Here is a 16061-nt window from a genome sequence, read left to right as displayed (position 1 = left end):
GTTAGAACAGGCGGTCGGCGATGATGTTTTTCTGGATTTCGCTCGTTCCCTCGTAGATCTTCGTGATGCGAGCGTCGCGGTAGTAGCGCTCGACGGGGTGGTCGGTGACGAATCCCGCGCCGCCGTGCACCTGGATGGCTTCGTCCGCGACGTCGACGGCGTGTTCGGACGCGAATAGCTTTGCCATGCTCGCGTACCGGGTGGCCATCTCGTCGTCGCCCGACTCGACCTGGGACGCCGCGCGATAGGTGAGCGACCGGGCGGCTTCGACGTTCGTCGCCATCTCGGCGACTTTGTGGCTGATGGCCTGATAGTCCTTGATGAGGCGACCGCCCTGCTCGCGTTCGTTCGCGTACTCGACCGACTCGTCGACCGCCGCCTGTGCGGCCCCGACCGCCTGGGCGGCGACGCTCACGCGGCCGGACGCGAAGAAGTCCATCAGCTGATAGAAACCCTCGTTCTCCTCGCCGATGATGTTCTCCGTGGGAACGCGGACGTCGTCGATGACGATCTCGGCGAGGTCGGAGGCGTGGATGCCGAGCTTGTTGTCTATCTTCGTGGACTCGAACCCGTCCGTCTCGGTGGGGACGAGGATGGCGCTGATGCCGCGGTGTGGCGGTTCGGCGTCGGGGTCGGTCTTCGCCATGACGACGGCGACGTCCGCGACGGTGCCGTTCGTGATCCACATCTTGTTGCCGTTGAGCACGTACTCGTCGCCGTCGGTCTCCGCAACCGTCTCGATGCCGGCGACGTTCGAGCCGTGAGCCGGCTCCGAGATGCAGCTACAGCACGCGGACTCGCCGTTCGCGATTCGTGGGAGCCACTCCTCTTTCATCCACTCGTCGCCGAACTTCTGGATCATGTTCGACCCGAATCCGCGGCTGCCGATGGCGCTCCCGATACCGGGGTCGGCCCGCCAGAGCTCTTCGGTGACGAGCGTCGACGAGAGCGTTTCCATCCCCGCACCGCCGTACTCGACGGGGATGTTCGGAGCGACGAAGTCGTACTCGGCGGCCTTCTCGACGAGGTCGTGCGGGTACTTGTGCTCCTCGTCGTGTTCGCGCGCGACGGGTTCTATCTCCTTCTCGCCGAACTCGCGAACCGCCTGCCGGATGGCTCGGTGTTCCTCTGAGAGTTGGAAACTCATAGTCCTGACTTAGGGTTCCAATGTTTAGTATCTTCTCTAAAACCTCACCGTAGTTAAGATACCGGCGTCAGCCTCTGTCTTCGAGTCGGAACTTCTGGACCTGTAGCCGGCGGTGTTGATCATGTGCTTCTTGCGGTCGACAGTGTAGAAGAAGCCGTCCTCGTCGTAGTACCCGATATCGCCGGTGTGGAACCAGCGCTTGCCGTCCGCCTCGGTGAACGCATCCGCGTTCGCCTCCGGCCGCTCGTAGTAGCCTTGCATCACGTTCGGCCCCGCGATGACCAGTTCACCCGTTATCTCGTCGAGGTTCGTCTCTTTCTCGTCGACCGGTCCCTCCTCCACCGGCGGTCGCTCAACGAACTCGTCGTCGACGATGCGTGCCGCTACGCCGTCGAGCGGTTTTCCGATGCTGCCGGGTCGTCGGTCATCTTCGTCCGGTACGCCGGCGCGAGCGGCGACTTCACCCCGATACACTACGACGAACCGTTCGCCACCGACGTCGGCCACCCAAGCGTGTTCGCACAGGGGATGTTCAGCGCGGGCGTCGGCACTCGCCTGCTCCGCGAGTGGTTCGGACTCGCCCGGCTCGAAGCCTATCGAACCCGATTCACCGCTCGCGCATTCCCCGGCGATTCGATGGGCGTCGTCACGGTCACCGTCTGGACAGTAGACCCCGACGGACAACGGACGGAAGTAGCCGTGGGTCGCACGTCCTATCGGCTCTTCCGGTGACGCCGTCGACCGACGTGCGACGCGTCGCTCATTCCGTCACGATCATAGTTCAATAGCGGAGAACTGTGGAGATGACGGCATCACCGCCGGAGGACGCACTCGGTTTTTCTTTCGCGACACAACCAGCAACTCATGGGGCAAGAATAACGAATCACGGTCGGAGAGGATGGAACGTCACTTCACAAGGAGTTCGGTCTGCGAAACGTTCAGTCACTTCGGTCGGTGAAGTCGACGCCGGTGAATTCGATTCGTACCCCACCGGCGGCACTCTCCGTCAGCGAACACGTCCAGCCGTACACGTTCGCGAGCTCGCGGACGAACGCCAGTCCCAGCCCCATGCCGCCGTGGTTGGCTTCCGTCGTGTATCCCGTCTCGAACACGGCCTCCCGGTCGGCGGCGGGGATGCCCGTGCCGTCGTCGGCGACGTAGAACCCGGTCGGGAGTTCGCCGACCGTGACGGTGACGTCCCGTCCGCCGTGCTTGATGGCGTTCTCGAACAGATTCCGGAACAGGTGCTCGACGTAGGTCTCGTCCGCCTCTATCGTGTAGTCGCTCGCCAGCAACTCCACCGTCGCGTCGAGCGTGTCTACGTTGTCCCACGCGTTGCGTGCCGCGTCCGTCAGCGCCATCGGCGCGCTCTCGAGCACGGCGTCGGTGCCCTGCGTCACGACCAGCATGAGGTCGATTATGTCCTCGATGCGGTCGAACGACTCTGTGATGTACTCGACCACCTCCGGATTTGCGTCCTCCGGAAGTTCGGTACTGTACATCTGCCCGATCATGACCGGGTTCCGGAGTTCGTGGGCGACCAAACTCGCGAAACTGTCGAGCCGCTTGTTCGACTCTTTGAGTTCCCGCTCGCGTTCAACCTGCTCGGTGATGTCTTGGGCGATGCTCAGTCCGGCGAAGATGTCGCCGTCCGCGTCGCGCAGTGGTGCTGCCCACACCTCCCAGTTTCGACCGCCGAACTCGGTCATCGTCTTGCCGGTTTCACCGTCCTCGACGGCGGTCCGAAACACCGATTCGAGATCCTCGACCGTCTCCGGCGGGAAGATCTCCGGCATCCGGTCACCCTCCAGACGGTCAGCACTCGGCAGGGTTTCGCCCAAGACACTGCCCTCGGCCAGGGTGTACCGGAGTTCGTGGTCGTACACCCCGACTGCTCCGTTCGGGAAGTTCTCGGCGAGCGTCCGATACCGTCGTTCCGACTCCTCGAGGGCTCGCTCGTGCTGTTTCCGCTCGGTGATGTCGCTCGCCATCCCAATCCACTCCTCGATTTCACCGTCCTCGTCCAGCATCGGGACCGCCCGCGAGAACGTCCAGCCCGTGCTCCCATCTTCCTGCTCCACCCGGTGTTCCAACTCGAACATGCTCTTCGTCTTGATTGCTTCGTCGATGGCCTCCAAGACTCGCGGCTGTTCGTCCGGATGAATGTATTTATCAAGCCAGTCGCTGGCCGGTTCGTCTGTATCAGCGAGGAACTCTTTCCCCTCGAGTTCGTGCATCTCGCTCCAGTCAGGGCTCATGCGATACACCACGTCAGAACTTGCAGTGACCAGCGCGCGGAATCGCTCTTTGCTCTTCTGGAGGGCCTCCTCGGTCTGCTTGCGTTCGGTGATATCGTCGAAAAGGATTGCGACTTGGTGACCCTCCTGCCCTCTAAACGGAAATGCGTACACGTCGTACCAGCGGTCTAATGCTTCGGCCGCTGCTTCGAAGGTTACTGGCTCACCGGTCTGGGCGACGTCACCGTAGCGGTCGAACCAGTATTGCTCGTGATCTGGCTCCAAGTCGCGCATCCATTCACCCTCTGCGTCTGTCAACCCGGTATGCTCCTCAAACGCCGGATTCGTCTCCAGAAAGCGATAATCCACGGGATCGCCCTCATCAAACAACATCTCGATGATGCAAAAGCCCTCGTTGATGGAGTCGAACAACGTCCGGTACTTCGATGCGGAATGCACGGTCGAGGAGTCAGCAGGGCGCCACCAGACACGCACGCGGGCGCCGACTGTCTTAGCATGGATCGCACCGCGGTCGTGAAGTTCCTCAAGTTTGTTGTAGGCGGCGCGCCGAGTACAGCCGAGTGCGTCGGCGATTTCACTCGCCATGACGGGTTCGTGGACTGACCCCATGCTGTCGAGTGCAGCGAGCGTCTCGGAGTCCGTCACCCGGTCAAAAGCCATAATCGGCTTTCCTAACAGAATGACTAAAATGCTTCCCTAATTGAATGACTAAAAGACCTCCGTTGACGGGACGGACAGGGGACGGGCTGCGTGAAAGACGGCGATGACTGATTCCGGTCGCAGGCCTTCGCCAGGGCAAGTGACTCAATCGGTCCATCGAATCTCTTCTTCGCGGTCGGTCGTGCGAAGGACGAACGATCCAGGGGCCAAGGTTCGCTTGAGAACGCTGAGAATTCTGATGACGTACGCCAACAACAGCACGAACGGGACGAGCGAAAACGCGAAGGCGGCACTCGTGATGATGTAGACGGATTGGATACCGAAGACGGTCCCCGTCACCTGACGAGCCTCGAAGGCGAGAATCATGTACGCGGAGGCCCCCAGGACGGGGAGCGCCGAGTAGACCATTGCTCGAGAGACGTCGATGAGCTCCCACTGGAAGTACACCGTCTTGAAGAACCCCCTGGTGGGACCGAAGAAACGGAGTGACTCAACAAGATTATCGAGAGCGGTGACGACATCGCCGTCCAGTTGGTCACCGTATTTGTTGCGCAGCCGGCGTGCTTCGTGAATCTTCTGCGAATAGTTGTAGTCCAACACCGCCGAGAGAACTGCGAACGAACCGAACTCCGCGTCGACCAACTGCTTTTGGATCGACTCGGCGTGCGTGACCAGTCCCTCGGCGAAGGTAGCGATCTCGGATGCGCCATCGAACTGGTTCTTCTCGGTCATCGCCAGTATCGTTTCGCCCTGGTCGGCAGTCGCGATTATCAACGCTCGAAAGAAGTTCGCGGGCTCCGACGGACTGACGTCCAGACCGAGCGTTTCCTCGACGCCTTCTCGAAAGTCCTTCTGCGACTCCAGTCGTTGGCTCTGCTCGCTGATCGATCCGATCTCCTGAGAGATGACGAGTTGCGTGACCGTGAGGATGAGCGTCACGCTCGTGATGATCGCGCCGACGATCGCGCTGAACAGCGTCGCCACGTCATCCGCTTCGAGAATTTTCTGGAGGGTGCTCGGCCCGCTGTGCATGACTAAGACCAGGACGACGAACAGCAAGACCACGGAGAGTGCGGTGAGCGTCCACCGAGACGCGTATATTAGGATCCAAAGCTTCCACCTGTTGTCCTCACCACGCTCCACCATTGTGTCAGCGGATTCCGATTCTGATTTGGTTGAAGACACAGACTGACCGTTCAATGCCGTATACAATAATTATTTAGCCCGTTTCTCCAGCTCTGAGTTGCTCTCACTGATATCTGATGGAAACGGAGTGGAGAGGCCATCAGAACTTCGGGAAGAAGGATCGGACCCCCAACGGTCTCTGTCACACCTTGCTTCACGTCCTATCCAAATCGCAGCTGATGAGTCGGCCGTCGTTTGTGCCCACTATGACACCCGTTGACGGCGGGATACTCGACTATGATGGCATATATGGGTACAACAGATGGAGATCTCCCGGGGCGACCACCGTTATACAGCTACGAAAAGAAGCATCAATGATGAGTCAGATCAAGACTAATCGCGGGGAGTACGAGACGCTCAGAGTACCCGGGGGGAACCAAAAAGGAATCGGAGGACCCAAAGACAGAGTTGAACGAACTCGCCGCTGAGGGATGGCAACTCGTCGAGACGATCGACTACTCCGGTGGTGGGACCGAGTACCTCGTGTTCGAGTGGCCTGCTCGGTCGTCTGCGGATAGTGGAGAAAAGTCGCCATGAGCACCGATGCGATCAACGGTGAGGCGAATCCGAACGTCGACACAGATATTGACGTCAGCACCGCCAACACGATGCGCGAGCGGGCCGGAGAGAGTCACCCTCGAACGGATCCGGATTCGGGTGAGAAGGCGGTTGACGATGACTCGGGCGGGGACGGGGCCTCATTGATCGGGCCACAAAACAGCCGAGGCGATGCTGACACCCAGCAGGCGACGTTCGGAACGGATGGGTGGTGAAACCTGAAACGGCCAGCAGGGCCGGGAATCCCCTGCCGGGATTCCCCGGGATAAAGCCCGTGGAGGAGGTCAATCGGTTGGACTCTATCATCGAGACCTAGAGAATAGTTAGAGAAGGAAATAGAGCTCCGGCTGCTTCTAGTCGGGTCTTCCTCATAGTTGGCAATATTTGCTCGAATAGCTGTCATTAAAACCTAACTATAAAAACACATACATATGTCAGCAGCGACAGTTCGAGGGACGATTGCAGGCATGGGGAAACGCGCGAACCCAGCCTTCGCGGTAGCGGTCATTGTCATCCCATTCACTGCGCTCGGCTACGCGGTGACAGTTGCATCAATACAACAGCACACCTACGTCCACGTCATGGCTGGCGTTCTCTGGACCGGGATTGACATCTTCATCGGAGCAGTCCTCGGGCCAGTAATCGGCGGCCTGGATGACGAGCAGAGCGCAGCCCTCTTCAAGCGCCTCACGCCCAAGACAGCGTTTCTCTTGCCGTCACTCGCAACAGTCACCATCGCTGGAGGACTCACGCTGGCACAGCGCCTCGGGCTCTTCGAGAACGCTGAGCCGTGGCTCGCACTGTTCACAGCGGTGAATCTCATCCCAGTATTGCTGTTGCTGGGATGGCGACTCGAGGCGTGGAGCGATTGGCGCTGGCAACTCCCGCTCGCGGCTGCAGCCATCGGGTCACTCGCCTGGGTCGCAACTACTATCGGCCACCTCCAGATGATCGACCCGTCCCTGGGTATCGCACTCGCCATCGTAACCATTCTCTCCATCCAGGGATTCGGCTTCTTGATGCCCGGCGAACTCCGGATGTACAAGGAGATGCGGTCAGACCATCCGGACCCGTCCATCATCGCATCGATTGGACGGCAAAACGCCATGCTCGGTGGTGTACAGGGATTCTTCCAGCTACTCCTCATTCTCGACATGGTCTATCTCCGCTACGGCGGATTCCCACTCTGAACAGTTCGTTCCCGAGGTGACATCCTCCTCGCTTGACGAGGGCGCTCGCCGCAGGGTCACACCCCAGGACACTCAGCCTGCTTCAGCGTAGATCGGAGAAGGCTATGACAGCGTATCGCTGGATGCTCATAGCTTTCGCCCGGGGGAAGTCATCCCTCGCAACGAAAGACAAACTGCCCGGGGTCACCGTCGTTGGCTCTCAAATAGGATAGCGGGGCCTTGTTGAAATCCTCAACCGGTGATAGGTTTCAGAAGCCGTGCTGAATAGCGGGCGCGAATCTATCACAGAGTTTCCTCCCAGATATGAGGTAACGCCTCAACAACCATGCGTAATACAGCACATCCATTCAGAAAATGATAGGTACGGGACTCCATTCACCAACAGCGTAAGACGAACGTACTGCTGGAATCGTCTCGACAACTCTACAAACCAATGATTTTATCGTACGAACTATCGGTTACCTGTGAGAAACAGTCGTCAACAGTCGTCGTTGGTTATGTAGACGTCAGTGATACCCTCACCTGGATAGGAAACACCACCTGTCCAGTGAAAGTCATGAGAACCACTAAAATACTCATAGCGCTCGTGGTGCTTGTCGCGCTTACGGGCGGTACCGCTGGCGTGGCATCAGCAGAGGCGAACGCATGTGGTGAAGCAGGAGGAATACCCGGGATTACAGACCGTACAGGCCAAGAGCAGGGTGAAGCTTCGTCCTCTTATGCCCAGAACGTCGGGCCACCGGGGCAAAATGTTCCTGCGCTGTGTAACCCAGACAAACACGGGTGAAAGGGCTACAATCTTTACAAGCCCAACATATCCTCTGTATCGGTCACGCCGTTACTGAGGGGCGTGTGAGGAGTCCCTATCGGTGGTGAACTCGACGCAGCGCGTCGGCAGTCGCTGTCCCCGAGATACGGATGTACTTTTGTGCGGTCGCTAAGTCGCTCCACCCCATCAGCGCCTGTAACGGCACCGGGGCGACGCCTTTGTAGGCGTGATAGCGCGCAGCAGTCGCTCGCAGGCAATGCGGATAGACCCGCCTCGGGAGGTCGGCCTTGCTCGCGGCAGTCTACACTCGTCTGTCGATCGTTGACCGTGACCGGGGAAACGCGTCGTAGCGGTTAGCAAAGCGTTCGACACACAGTTCGAGCCGAAGCGAGAGGTCGAACGGGATGAGCCGAGCCGAGGCCACGGTCTTCGGATGCCAGCGGGACGCGATGGCATCCTCGACGGACAGCTCATCGTTGTGGGTGGCTTCCTGTCGGGCCTGTCGTCGGCAGTATGCACACCGACAGGGTTCGTGTTGTGGGATTCGAATCGTTCGGCGGTTCCAGTTCACCCACCCGGTCTGGAAGTGCGCGATCTCGCCAGCCCGAAACCCGAGTCGGCCAGCGATGAGACAGATGAACCGCGCTTCGAAGTCGTGTGGCTCTGGAAGGTCTGAGCATGCTTCCAGTAGGAGTTCGAACTGGCGGTCAGTGAGGACGTCTTCGTGGGTGTGTCGGGTCGTTAGTGCCCGCCGATGGCGATCCGTCCATTCAGTCGCGGGTTGGTTGTGATGTGACACCCGTAGCTGTACTCATGCTGGTGGATTGTGTGTACCGCCAATTCGTGCTGCATACACGGCGCGTCTTCAGCACTCACCGACGGACTATCCTGAGTTCACCAGAATCCTGTTCACACCGTGGGCAGCTGTTCATGGGATAACGGTATGGTACCACATCCCGTAGTAGGGGGGAGGGGTGAGCTACTTTATGGCAAAAGCGACACCAGACGCCGAACAGCTCGTGAGAGACTACGTTGAGATGTGGAACGAACAGGAGTACTCGAAGATTCCCGACCTCGTCTCGGAGTCATTCGTGATGCATGATCCAGCTGCGCCAGCGGAGGGAGTCCCTGGACCTGAACGTGAGGTCCATGGCCCCGACGGCTTGGAGGCGTTCATGCGCGGGGTCATGGCTGGCTTTCCCGCCTTTCAGATAGATATTCTCGACATGCTTTCGAGCGACGACCTAGTGATGTACGAGGCAGAATTAACAATGACACATGAAGGGGAGTTCGATGGAATCCCTCCGACGGGGAAGGAACTCGAGAGTCGAGAAATGTCCAAATACCGTATTGCAGACGGCAAAATCCAAGAACACCGCGTCTACTTCGATATGCAAGAGGCCTTCGAACAGCTTGGGGTAACGGGCGACTGAAAACAAACTTCTGCTGAATCCATCCTCTGTATTCAGCACGTCAGCTCTGTCAGTCGGTGAGGGTTCCATGTATAGAGTTGTTGTCCGGGTTCCGGGCCGCCAACAAATATCAATTTATAAAGGTATCTTATCTGAATAGAGTCGTAAAGCGAACTATGGCACGCGACAGACTGACGAAAGCAGTAGACTTCGTCACCGACCACACGCGCATCACGATTCTGGTGATGGTCCTCCTCTCGGCACTGGTGTTGGCTGGGATTCCCCAGCTCGACACGGAAAGTCAGGCCAGCGCCGACTCCGACGCGTTCAACGACGTGGAACGTGTCAAGAAGGCACAGTACATTCAGAAACATTTCGCGCAGACTACCGACAGACCGAACCGGACGTTCGAGATGGTATACGTCCGGGACGACGACGGCAATGTCCTCTCGAAGAAGTCCTTGCTAGCCGGGTTGCGATACCAGCAGGCAATACACGAGAACGCGACCATCAGCACAGCACTCCACGAGGACGGCGTCACGGGTATCGCAAACCTCGTTGGCAAACGCGCGGCGGGCAACCAGAGTGCGTCCCTCGACGAGCAGATTCGGGCACTCGAGAACACGAGTCCCGCCGAAGTCGAACGGCTAGTCGAACAAACCCTGACGAACGACCGGCGGGCGCTGCGGTTCCTCCCAGCCGACCACGACCCCGCAGACGCGACGGCGACCGACCGCCGAATGCTGGTCGCACTCGACACCGACGTCGCTAACGCGACGCTCGACGACGCAAGCGCAGCCCTCTACGAGAGCGCGTCTGAACGGCCCGACTCCGGATTCTTCGTGGTGAACTCCCACGCGTGGAACTCCTACAGCGATCACTTCTTCGGCCAGATGATAGAACTGGTCGTGCCCGCGGCGCTAGCGTTCATCCTCGTCGTCCTCGGGTTCGCGTACCGCGACCTGGTCGACGTCGTCGTCGGCATGGTCGGCGTCGTGCTCTCCGTGCTGTGGATGTTCGGCCTCTTGGGCTGGCTCGGCGTCGCCGCCGGCACCGTCAGCATCGTCCCCGTCGTTTTGGTCTCAGGACTGAGTATCGACTTCGGCTTCCACGTCTTCAACCGCTACCGCGAACAGCGCGGCGACGACGAGGGCATCCGCGCGCCGATGCGTCGCGGCGTCACGCTCGTCGCCACCGCACTCGTCCTTGTGACGGTCACGGCGGCCATCGGGTTCCTCGCGAACCTCTCGAACCCCCTGCCGCTCATCCGCAGCCTCGGCGTCTCCATCACGCTCGGCGTCGTCTCCGCACTCCTCATCTTCCTCACCGTCGTACCTGCCCTGAAAATTGGCATCGACGGTATGCTCGAACGCTTCGGTATCGACCGCGGCAAAGCCGCGCTCGGCCACGGCCGCTACCTTCGTCCAGTGCTCGCCCGAACCGTGGTGCTCGCACGACGCGGCGCACCCGTCGTTCTGGTTGCCGCCGTTCTCGTCGGTGCTGCCGGCGGCCTCGCCTGGATGGACCTCGACGAGGAGAGCTACCAGCAGAGCAACGGCGAGGTCGCAGAGTGGAAACAGCAACTCCCCGGCCCTCTCGGCTGGGACACCCACCCCGTCGCCAGCCAGAGCCACCACGTCGAAGACGTCTACCAGCCCGCAAGCGCGGACGACGCCTTCCAGGAACCCATTCTGATAGAGGGCGACGTTACCAGCGACGATGCGCTCGAAGACCTCCAACGCGGCGTCGACGACGTCAGACAGCAGGACCTGCTCGTCGACCAGGCCGGCACCCGCGCGGTCCGGTCGCCGGTAACAGCGATGCAGGCCGTCGCCGCACAGAACCAGTCGTTCGCTGCCGTGCTCCAGCGAGCCGACACTGACGGCAACGGCGTCCCCGACCGCAACCTCGAACAGGTGTACGATGCCTTCTACGCCGCCAACAGCGACGTCGCAAGTCGCGTCGTCGAACGCCGCGATGGAGAATACAAGTCCCTGCTCGTCACGCTCTCGCTCGACGCCGACTACGCCAACGCCGAGGAAGTCGTCGCACAACTCTCCGACAGTGCCGACGTCATGGAAGACGGCGACGAACGAACCGCGACTGTCGCTGGTAGCTTCGCCGTCAACGAGGCAGTGCTCGGCGAGATCGTCGACGGTATCCTCACGACGATGGCGCTCGCGCTCGTGGCCATCGTCCTGACACTCGCCGTCGTGTTCAAGTACATGCACGGCAGCGCCACGCTCGGACTGGTCGTCTCCATCCCCATCGCGCTGGTCCTCGGCCTCGTCATCGGCGGGATGTACGTCCTCTCGATTCCGCTGACGCTCCTGACCGCGCTTCTAATGAGCCTGGTCATCGGCCTCGGCGTCGACTATAACATTCACGTCGGCGACCGTTACGCCGACGAACGCCGTGACGGCGCGAGCACGTTCGAGGCGCTTGACGCCGCTGTCACCGGTACCGGCGGCGCACTACTCGGCAGCACCCTCACCTCTGCGGGCGCGTTCGCCACCATTATGCTCGTCCCCCACCCCCAGCTCCAGAGCTTCGGCGCCATCGTCGTCATCGCCATGACGACGGCGTTCGTCGTGAGCATCCTCGTCCTACCGAGCCTGCTCGTCCTCTGGGACCGCTACGTCCCTGCCACCGTGACGGCCGCACCCACTACGAGCGACGCTCCCCAAGACTGACCACCCACTACGGTGCTTCCCCGGCCTGCAAGTTGCCAGAATCGATATCTCACAGGGAGACACGCTGCAGGCTAAATCAGTAACGGGAACTATCAGTTCCCCGAGGCCCAGCTGGTCGAGTGAGGTAAGCGCGCGGATATCAGTCCTCGCCGTGGAATAGATCACGACTAACGTTCATATGTCAGTTTCAGCTCTATTTTCGGGCCACAGGCGTTTCACCTAACGGTGCGGGTACTCTCCTCGCTCTTTACAACAGAGAAGAACGGTGCAAACATGTTTGTAGAAGTGATTCTACGCACGCAGCGATTAGAGCTCAATAGAGTCCGATGCAACTAGATGCAGAACTAACACGTCGTACCGTGCTCCGAACGACCGCAATCGCCAGTGGCAGTCTCCTGCTTGCAGGTTGTCTCGGTGAGAGTAGCGAAAGTGAACCTGCCAAAAGTGATTCAGCGAGCAGCCAGAAAGACAATACATCGCAAGCGGCATCCAAATTCGGAGACTGGTTCGACAACGTTCCGAACTACGACAGCATTGTGGACGAGACTGGTAAAAGCGAAATCACCGTGACGGTCGGTGCGGATGCAAATAATGGATTCACGTTCACACCTCCTGCGATTAAAATCTCGACCGGAACGACCGTCGTCTGGAAGTGGTCTGGAAAGGGCGGGTCACACAACGTCGTCGAAGCGGACGGTGTATTCGAGAGCGAGATGTCCGGAGAGAAAGGACACACATTCGAACACACGTTCGACGAAGTCGGAACGTACCGATACTACTGTGAACCGCACAGGTCGACGGGAATGAAAGGCGGTATCCTCGTCGAATAACGAGTACAAGTCACTATACCGCGTTCGCCACGAACCAATCGATGATCTTTCCCTCGGCCCGGTGGAGGATGTCGCTCGCCGTGGCTTTCGAAATATTCATCGATTCCGCGACATCCGTCAACGTCGTCCGGCGAGGCGTCTCGTAATACCCCTGTTCGACGGCCGCGAGTAACACCTGTTGCTGGCGGTCGGTCAAGACGGATTCGGCGTCACTGTCGCTGATGCTTCGAACGTAGTCTATATCGAATTGGATTCCCGACGCCTCTAACTGTTCACTGAGAGCAGAGAGTCGATCCGAAGATGTCGTTAGCTCCCAACTCGCGGTGCCGTCGACGACCTCAAACGGGGTTTGCAACGGCACCCCAATCTCCTGAATCGGATCTAACAGCAGGGGATTCGATGTCTCGACTTGTAATAGCGCTTCGTCTTCGTCTTTCCAGAGTAGTTCGAGCATCGTGATGTCCTCCTGATGCTCTATGTCAGCGAGCATCGGCACGGGATTTTGCGCCGTCAGTTCAAGAAGCGCAACACTACATTCACTCCCTGGAAGGACAGTGATGACTTTGAACACACAATCCGAATAGTCGTTCGAGATCTGAGATATCCACGACTCATCCGGAATGGTGATAGTGAATTTGGCTCGTGGCACTTGTTTCCTCCGTCAGTAACGCGTAGGCGATACACGTGCAAAGAGGCGGTTCCAAACATGTTCGCATCCCACCAACCCGTTCGCACGAACCATTGTCCGTTGTCCGCGACAAGAAACGATTACAGAGGTTCCAAAACGAATGCAAGTACGAAACAATCCGTTCTTCGTTATGGCAGGACTGTACCTGACGGTCGGGGTACTGGCCGTGGTCGGCAAACTCGCCGTTGGAATTGACTTCATCGAACCACTCGTGCGACTTCGTTGGGTGATGATCCACCTGGTCACCATCGGCGGGATGACACAGGCGCTGTTCGGGGCGCTTCCCCACCTCGTCGGAAGCGTCGGCGGTTCGACGAGCAGTCTTTCGCCCCGACTTCGCTGGTTACAGTGGATCTCCCTGAACGCGGGGTATCCGCTAATCCTGTACGGGATGACGACCGGTTCGAATCTCATAGCGGTCACGGGAGCGACCATCGTGCTGTTCGCACTGGCGCTTCTGCTGGTCACGGTCTATCGCGTCAGTGCCGGTTTGCACGGCTCGATGCTGAGCCGTTACTATCGCGTTGCACCGTGGTTTCTCGTCGTCGGCATCTTTGCGGCGTTCGGGATGTTGCTCGACATCCACGGTCCGGGTGGCTACTTCGGCTCGATAGAAGCGCACGTCCACGCGAACGTCTGGGGGTTCCTCGCCCTCATCGTCGCTGCGACGTTGCTACATCTTATTCCCGCACTGGCAGGCACTGACCTCCGCTATCCTCGTCTAAAGCGGGTGACGTTCTGGGGCGTGACCCTCGGCGCGATCGGTCTCGTCTCGGGCCCGTGGTTGGCGATGCACGTGCTGACCTTTACGGGACTCGCCATCTACGTGGTCGGAACGATTGCACTGTTGGCGAACATCGTCGGAACGAAGCGAGCGGGTGGCTGTACGAAAGATGCCCGAGTCGGCCATATTCTCGGTGCGTACGTATGGCTCGTCTTCCCGGTTCCGTGGGCACCTCTCGTGCTCCTGTTTCCAGACGTCGTCCCTGGTCGAGCCATCGAAACGGCGGCCATCAACGGGTTGGTCTTCGGGTGGATGCTCCAGTTGGCAATGGCGTTCCTGCCGACCGTCGTTGATGCCTTCCACGGTTCAGAGGGACTCGTGGATCTGAAGGGCGCAGTGGAGGCAAGTCATTATGCTCCGTCGTGGGCAGGGGTCGTCAGCATCAATCTCGGGATGCTCGCTCTTTGGGCGACGGCGTTCCCGGTGTTTTCGAACGTCGCAGAGATGCTCAGTGTCGCTGGCTTCGCACTCATTGCTCTCCCATGGGCGGCGTTCGTCGTTCGACTGTGGCAGATGATCATCGGTGATGAACCACGTAGACGACGTGATGAACCAACTGATACGTCGGCATCGGCCGGTGATTGACCACGACTATGTTGTACTGTTGAGCTACCCACCGCTAAAGCGGTGGGATTCAGCGTGGACTCCCGTTCTGGCCTCATCTGAGGCAGGAGAGTAGCCTCCGTTCACGGTCATCATCCCGCTGTTCAAGCGCACGCCCAAGGGTGCGCCTCCGCCGCCCCCGGTTTGGGTGCGACGGAGATACCGTAACCCGATGTTCTTCGCGGCGTTGTAGTCTGCGTGGTTCTCATACCCGCACTTCAAGCACTCGAACACCTCGTCCTCGCGGTTGTCAGGATGGGTAAATCCACAGTGTGAGCACCGCCGACTCGTGTTTTCAGGGGCAACCTGCTCCACGTTGATACCGTATTCTTCGGCCTTGTAATCCACGTAGTCGTACAGGCGGTCGAACGCCCACTTGTGCCCCCACGACGCACCAGTCCGCTCACGGATGTCAGTCAAATCCTCAAACGCGATGACCGAACACCCGTTCTCACGCGCTTCTTGGACTAGTTCGTTGCTGATGCGGTGAAGCATCTGCTTGAACCGCCCGTCCTCTTTCCGTCCAACGGACTGGATGTTCTGGTGTGCCCATCGCGTTCCACACTGTTGGAGCGACCCACGTCGTTTCTCGTATTCTCTGCGCCAGTGGTCGAACTCGTCGCCCGTCCAGAATGTGCCCGTCGAGGTGACGGCGAGGGTGTTCACGCCGAGGTCAACCCCGAGAACCGTTCCGTTCTCAGTGGTTGCCTGTTCTGACGTGTTGGACTCCACGTCCTTCTTGCAGTGGACGTGAAGCACCCAGTCGCCGTCTCGGGAGTGCAGTTCCGCACCCGTGGTTTCGTACTCATCGGAGAAGAGGTAGTCGGAGTGCGGCGTGTCACTGTCCTCGTCGGGTAGCACGTAGTCAGCTTCGATGCGACCGTCTGTCGTGGCGAGGCTCACGTAGTCATCGTGGAACGTCGCGGTACGCTTGTCGTAGACGACGTGCGGGCTGGTGAACGCGGGTTTCGATGCGTTCTTCCCGTTCTTCCAGCGGGCGACGACGCTCTTACAGGCTTCAGCGGCCTTGTTCCGAGCGGCTTGCACGAGGCCACCATTGAATCCGTCGGTTTTCTCGCGCACGTCGTCGTAGGTTTCGTCGTCCAGCGTCGTCTTGCTGGTGGTGACGTACTCGCCTTGGAAGGCGTGGTCAACGACGTATTGCGCTGACCAGAGGAAGGTGTCGACGGTGTCTTCGAGGAGTGCGGCGTCGTCGCTGTCCATGTCGAGCGCAACGGGGACGGTACGCCGCACGTCCATATCTTATATGTAGGCGTATGGGTA

The 16061-nt window shown here is 59.4% G+C and carries 12 protein-coding genes and 2 pseudogenes; 8 read left to right on the top strand and 6 right to left on the bottom strand.

Annotated features, from left to right (window positions below; genetic code table 11):
- Position 1: 1 nt before the first annotated feature.
- Positions 2-1147, bottom strand: coding sequence for an acyl-CoA dehydrogenase family protein (locus ACTF4R_RS16220; RefSeq protein ID WP_440008894.1), 1146 nt, complete (start codon positions 1145-1147; stop codon positions 2-4).
- 102 nt (positions 1148-1249) lie between these two features.
- Positions 1250-1576, bottom strand: a pseudogene (locus ACTF4R_RS16215) (AMP-binding protein); the annotation flags it as partial.
- On the opposite strand from ACTF4R_RS16215, the gene ACTF4R_RS16210 reads away from it, so the two are divergent.
- The gene (locus ACTF4R_RS16210) at positions 1574-1879 is read left to right on the top strand and encodes a MaoC/PaaZ C-terminal domain-containing protein (protein WP_440009309.1); all 306 of its coding nucleotides are present in this window, start codon (positions 1574-1576) and stop codon (positions 1877-1879) included. The pseudogene ACTF4R_RS16215 and the gene ACTF4R_RS16210 sit on opposite strands and share 3 nt — an antisense overlap.
- A gap of 206 nt (positions 1880-2085) precedes the next feature.
- Here the strand turns inward: ACTF4R_RS16210 and ACTF4R_RS16205 are convergent, their stop codons facing one another.
- Positions 2086-4065, bottom strand: a complete 1980-nt coding sequence (locus ACTF4R_RS16205; protein WP_440008893.1) for a PAS domain-containing protein — start codon at positions 4063-4065, stop codon at positions 2086-2088.
- Positions 4066-4209: 144 nt separating this feature from the next.
- Positions 4210-5250 carry a DUF7972 family membrane protein gene (locus tag ACTF4R_RS16200; RefSeq protein ID WP_440008892.1) on the bottom strand — a complete coding sequence of 347 codons (1041 nt, stop codon included), beginning with the start codon at positions 5248-5250 and terminating at the stop codon, positions 4210-4212.
- Between the two features lie 317 nt (positions 5251-5567).
- On the opposite strand from ACTF4R_RS16200, the pseudogene ACTF4R_RS16195 reads away from it, so the two are divergent.
- The 6 genes and pseudogenes from ACTF4R_RS16195 (at position 5568) to ACTF4R_RS16170 (ending at position 12702) form a co-directional block, all read left to right on the top strand.
- Positions 5568-5787 (top strand): annotated as a pseudogene (locus ACTF4R_RS16195) (DUF4177 domain-containing protein).
- Complete coding sequence (locus ACTF4R_RS16190; RefSeq protein ID WP_440008891.1) at positions 5784-6023, top strand: hypothetical protein; 240 nt, start codon at positions 5784-5786, stop codon at positions 6021-6023. The pseudogene ACTF4R_RS16195 and the gene ACTF4R_RS16190 overlap by 4 nt, the downstream one beginning before the upstream one ends.
- 252 nt (positions 6024-6275) lie before the next feature.
- Positions 6276-6998, top strand: coding sequence for a hypothetical protein (locus ACTF4R_RS16185; RefSeq protein WP_440008890.1), 723 nt, complete (start codon positions 6276-6278; stop codon positions 6996-6998).
- Positions 6999-8753: 1755 nt separating this feature from the next.
- Entirely contained in the window at positions 8754-9200 is a 447-nt protein-coding gene (locus ACTF4R_RS16180) for an ester cyclase (RefSeq protein WP_440008889.1), read from the top strand.
- Positions 9201-9355: 155 nt separating this feature from the next.
- Complete coding sequence (locus tag ACTF4R_RS16175) at positions 9356-11872, top strand: efflux RND transporter permease subunit (protein WP_440008888.1); 2517 nt, start codon at positions 9356-9358, stop codon at positions 11870-11872.
- Between the two features lie 326 nt (positions 11873-12198).
- Entirely contained in the window at positions 12199-12702 is a 504-nt protein-coding gene (locus tag ACTF4R_RS16170) for a halocyanin domain-containing protein (protein ID WP_440008887.1), read from the top strand.
- A 13-nt stretch (positions 12703-12715) separates the two neighbouring features.
- Here the strand turns inward: ACTF4R_RS16170 and ACTF4R_RS16165 are convergent, their stop codons facing one another.
- The gene (locus tag ACTF4R_RS16165) at positions 12716-13273 is read right to left on the bottom strand and encodes a helix-turn-helix domain-containing protein (RefSeq protein WP_440008886.1); all 558 of its coding nucleotides are present in this window, start codon (positions 13271-13273) and stop codon (positions 12716-12718) included.
- A gap of 217 nt (positions 13274-13490) precedes the next feature.
- On the opposite strand from ACTF4R_RS16165, the gene ACTF4R_RS16160 reads away from it, so the two are divergent.
- A complete protein-coding gene (locus ACTF4R_RS16160) occupies positions 13491-14759 on the top strand; it encodes a hypothetical protein (RefSeq protein WP_440008885.1) in 1269 nt (422 codons plus the stop codon).
- Positions 14760-14783: 24 nt separating this feature from the next.
- On the opposite strand, the gene ACTF4R_RS16155 is transcribed toward ACTF4R_RS16160, so the two are convergent.
- On the bottom strand, positions 14784-16037 hold the full coding sequence (locus tag ACTF4R_RS16155; RefSeq protein WP_440008884.1) for an RNA-guided endonuclease InsQ/TnpB family protein: 1254 nt from the start codon (positions 16035-16037) through the stop codon (positions 14784-14786).
- Positions 16038-16061: the final 24 nt, after the last annotated feature.

The organism is Halomicrococcus pelagicus, assembly GCF_051917725.1.
Taxonomy (GTDB): domain Archaea; phylum Halobacteriota; class Halobacteria; order Halobacteriales; family Haladaptataceae; genus Halomicrococcus.
Note: the sequence above shows the minus strand (reverse complement) of the source record. Positions and strands in the feature narration are given on the sequence as shown.